The organism is Microcystis sp. M31BS1 (assembly GCF_020245285.1).
GTDB classification, from domain to species: domain Bacteria; phylum Cyanobacteriota; class Cyanobacteriia; order Cyanobacteriales; family Microcystaceae; genus Microcystis; species Microcystis panniformis.
The window spans coordinates 1-4075 of sequence record NZ_JADBVE010000099.1 but is presented as its reverse complement, the minus strand read 5'-3'; the positions used below and the strand labels follow the sequence as shown (position 1 = coordinate 4075).

Here is a 4075-nt window from a genome sequence, read left to right as displayed (position 1 = left end):
TGAAATGGGGCGAAAGTCTGTGGACTCTGTGTAAGACAGTACATGGTTTTTTAACTGTGGTATGCGACGGTGGTGGAAGCAGAAACTTAAATCGTGAGGTTTAGGAATCGCCGCACTTTTAGGGCGGCGAGGATGTCAAAATAAGAATAAGTAATGTAAATTTTCTTAGAATCAGCCCCCATGCGTGTAATTCTCATGACCGGTAAAGGAGGCGTGGGTAAAACCTCCGTCGCCGCCGCTACAGGACTCCGCTGCGCCGAACTTGGCTATAAAACCCTAGTTCTCAGCACCGATCCCGCTCACTCTCTCGCTGACAGTTTCGATCTCGAATTAGGTCACGATCCTCGTTTGGTACGTCCCCATCTTTGGGGGGCAGAATTAGACGCACTAATGGAACTAGAAGGCAACTGGGGCGCAGTAAAACGTTACATTACTCAGGTATTGCAAGCTAGGGGTTTAGATGGAGTGCAAGCGGAAGAATTAGCGATTTTACCCGGAATGGATGAGATTTTCGGCTTAGTTCGCATGAAACGCCACTACGATGAGGGTACTTATGATGTGTTGATTATCGATTCCGCACCGACGGGGACAGCTTTACGATTGCTGAGTTTGCCAGAAGTGGGCGGTTGGTACATGAGAAGATTTTACAAACCTTTACAGGGAATGTCGGTGGCATTGCGACCACTGGTGGAACCTTTATTTCGACCGATCGCCGGTTTTTCCCTACCGGACAAGGAAGTTATGGATGCTCCCTACGAGTTTTATGAGCAGATCGAGGCTTTAGAAAAGGTTTTGACCGATAATACTCAAACCTCGGTACGTTTGGTGACAAACCCCGAAAAAATGGTGATTAAGGAGTCTTTACGCGCCCATGCCTATCTAAGTCTCTATAATGTTTCCACCGATTTGATTATTGCTAATCGGATTATTCCCGACAAAGTAACCGATCCTTTCTTTGCTCGTTGGAAAGAAAATCAACAGGGTTATAAACAGGAAATTTACGATAATTTTCATCCTTTACCAGTTAAGGAAGTTCCTCTCTACTCCGAAGAAATGTGTGGTTTACCCGCTTTGGAAAGACTGAAAGAAACTCTTTTTGCTGGGGAAGATCCGACTAAGGTTTATTACCAAGAAAACACTATTCGGGTAGTTCAACAGGAAAATAACTACAGTCTGGAATTATATTTACCCGGCATACCCAAGGAACAGATACAACTAAATAAAACTGGAGATGAGTTAAATATTCGCATCGGTAATCACCGTCGTAATTTAGTCTTACCCCAAGCTTTGGCAGCCCTGAAACCTTCTGGAGCAAAAATGGAAGATGATTACCTGAAAATCTCTTTTAGCAACGTGGTGAAAGTGTAATTTTCCCAGAGTAGGTGGGAAGCTTTTCAGTGATCAGTAATCAGTGATCAGTGATCAGTAATCAGTGAACTGAAAAATAAAATCTGATACTAAATCTGGTTATGAAAGACTGATTATTTATTCCCCTTTTTGCATGAGTGCATGAGTAGAAAACGGGTTTCTCCGAGAAACCCGTTTTCTGTGCGTTACTCAACGGATTTAGTATGATAACTGATAGCTGTCTCCCATCAACCCTCTCGACTGGGAAATTAATTTTGCACGACTACTTAGGGTTTGCGGCAAAAAGTAGGGGCGAAGCATTCGGATAGAAAATCTATGATTTCAGCAATAGGTTATTGCCCGAATGCTTCGCCCTTACAGAACTTGAAAATCTTACAGATGCTTCGCCAAACAGGCCCCAAACCCCTTACCTAGTCCATATTTCACATTTATTCAGCCAACCCTACTGATGATTTTCCCAGAAAAATCAAGAGAGCAGTCTTTTTTCTAACCATGCCAGGACACTTTCAACATCTGCCACTTTTTCTCCTTCAGGTACGGGTGGACGTTGTACCATGACCACAGTTATTCCCAACTCCCTAGCGGCGATAATTTTGGCGTAGGTGGCATCACCGCCGCTGTTTTTACTCACGATCGCCCCAATCTTATATTCTTGTAAAAGAGAGCGCTCTGACTGTAAGGAAAAAGGCCCCCGTTCCAACAATAATTTTCCAATCGGTACGATGGCATCTGCTTCTGGAGGGTCAATCATCCGCATCAAAAACCAGATATTTTTTAGATGTGCATAACTTGCCAGTTCTTGCCGACCAATAGTGAGAAATATCCGCGGTGCTAACCCCGATAAAATACTCGCTGCCGCTTGATTGTTTTCTACTTCCATCCAATTATCTCCAGATACTTTTTCCCAAGCTGGACGACTTAACATTAATCGAGGAATACCACAATCCGAGGCAGCTTGAGCGGCATTAAAAGAAATTTGTGCGGCAAAGGGATGGGTGGCATCAATTAAACAATCAATGCCTTCTTGGCGTAGATAATTGGCTAACCCGGTGGCACCACCAAACCCTCCCCGGCGAGAAGGAGTTGTGAGGGTAATCGGTTCTCTCGTGCGACCGGCAAAGGAAGCGATGGCATCTATCCCCGGAATTGCCGCAATTTTAGCCGCTAATGCCGCCGCTTCCCCCGTTCCCCCTAAAATCAGCACTCTTTTATTTTTAGTCATCCAGCAATTGCCAAAAGGTTAACTAATTTTCCATCTTCCTATCTTGCCTTGCAAAGGAAAGAGATTGTTGGGGTTAGGTCACTCTACTTTTTCCCAAAAACGAGGAATCTGTGCTAAGTTACCAGAACGTTTATTTTCCCAGCAGATGCTCAGAACATAGACCATCAATCAAGACCAATTTAACTCTTTTTGTCGTTAGGACTTCCAAAAGTGACCAAAAACCAGCAAATTCTAGCAAAAATCGGGGGGGGTAGCCTTGCTCTCCTTCTTTCCTTGGGTTTAGGGCAACAAGCTTATGCTGTCACCCTCGTTGAGAACTTAAGTGAATCAAATGATGGCATAGGAAGTATAAACTTTAACTTTTGGAATGGATCAAGCTTTACCACTGGTAGTAGCAGTTACAATCTTCAGTCTGCTACTCTTTTGTTCCAACAATTAACCGCCAGTCCCAACTTGTTTGTTCGTCTCTATAGCAACAGCAGTGGAACCCCCGGCACTTTGATAACCAGTTTTACTAACCCGGCTTCCATTACCACCTCTCTCGCCAATAACACCTTTACCCTGGCTACTCCGTACACATTAGCCGCTAATAAGCTAAACGGCTTTTACTTCGGATCACCGATATAGACTCCAAAAGGGTTATAGCTATTGGATCATGCAGGTTAAGCGCCGTTTAGCTTACCACTTACTGGTTAGTCAGTGGTGTTTCAGATAATGTCGGGAATTATCAATGGGGTTATACTACATCTTACGCTCAAACAGGACTCCCTGGCTGGACGATTGGTGATGGTTACGTTGAGAGTAACAATCAAGGGGGAGGTTGGACTTCTTTTCCTACTGATGGGCCTTACCAATTTAGCCTTGAGGGGACCGCTACTAACATCCCCGAACCGGGTTCCGTGGTTGCCTTGTTAGGATTGGGAGGATTAGGGTTAGCTTCTAGCCTGAAGAAACGGAAATAGGAACAGTAGGGTGGGGGCGACTCGATTCTCTTGTCTCGTGCCAAGGTTCCACCTGGCAATGGCAAAAGTCAGCGTCTCCCTCCCTTACCTGATAGGTTATAGCATTTTTCTTTATTCGTGGCAGACATCCTACTCCCCTCTCCCACCCCCGACCCCCCCGATGTCGGCGGGGCAGGGGGGTGAGGGCAATTAAGGGACTTGCGCTTTGATAATGTACCTTTTGGGCGAACGTAGTTCGCCCCTACATTGTGGACAAAATCCGTTACTGTAGGGGCGCAAGGCTTGGGCTCTCCGATAGATCAGGTTTGCCGATCACCCTAAGTAGGGGGAGAGCCTTCGAGATGTTAGGGACTTGCGCTTTGATAATGTACCTTTTGGGCGAACGCAGTGCGCCCCTACATTGTGGACAAAATCCGTTACTGTAGGGGCGCAAGGCTTGCGCCCTCCGATAGATCAGGTTTGCCGATCACCCTAAGTAGGGGGAGAGCCTTCGAGATGTTAGGGACTTGCGCTTTGATAATGT

4 protein-coding genes and 1 pseudogene are annotated in these 4075 nt (G+C 45.6%); 4 read left to right on the top strand and 1 reads right to left on the bottom strand.

Going from position 1 to position 4075, the window contains the following annotated elements; translation table 11 throughout:
* Window positions 1-180: 180 nt before the first annotated feature.
* Window positions 181-1368: a TRC40/GET3/ArsA family transport-energizing ATPase gene (locus IM509_RS05830; protein WP_046663184.1), complete on the top strand. Its 1188-nt coding sequence runs from the start codon at window positions 181-183 to the stop codon at window positions 1366-1368.
* Between the two features lie 466 nt (window positions 1369-1834).
* On the opposite strand, the gene IM509_RS05825 is transcribed toward IM509_RS05830, so the two are convergent.
* A complete protein-coding gene (locus IM509_RS05825) occupies window positions 1835-2590 on the bottom strand; it encodes a cobalt-precorrin-6A reductase (RefSeq protein WP_052277874.1) in 756 nt (251 codons plus the stop codon).
* Between the two features lie 210 nt (window positions 2591-2800).
* Here IM509_RS05825 and IM509_RS05820 point away from each other — a divergent pair, with 210 nt between their 5' ends.
* From IM509_RS05820 to IM509_RS05810, 3 genes and pseudogenes are all read left to right on the top strand, one after another.
* Window positions 2801-3217, top strand: coding sequence for a choice-of-anchor R domain-containing protein (locus IM509_RS05820; RefSeq protein ID WP_260441195.1), 417 nt, complete (start codon window positions 2801-2803; stop codon window positions 3215-3217).
* A 116-nt stretch (window positions 3218-3333) separates the two neighbouring features.
* A pseudogene (locus tag IM509_RS05815) lies at window positions 3334-3402 on the top strand (choice-of-anchor R domain-containing protein); the annotation flags it as partial.
* An 87-nt stretch (window positions 3403-3489) separates the two neighbouring features.
* Window positions 3490-3552, top strand: coding sequence for a hypothetical protein (locus IM509_RS05810; RefSeq protein ID WP_249264986.1), 63 nt, complete (start codon window positions 3490-3492; stop codon window positions 3550-3552).
* Window positions 3553-4075 lie beyond the last annotated feature (523 nt).

Coding starts and splice junctions, on each gene's coding strand:
- IM509_RS05830 (WP_046663184.1), top strand. CDS start 181: ATGCGTGTAATTCTCATGACCGGTAAAGGAGGCGTGGGTAAAACCTCC.
- IM509_RS05825 (WP_052277874.1), bottom strand. CDS start 2,590: ATGACTAAAAATAAAAGAGTGCTGATTTTAGGGGGAACGGGGGAAGCG.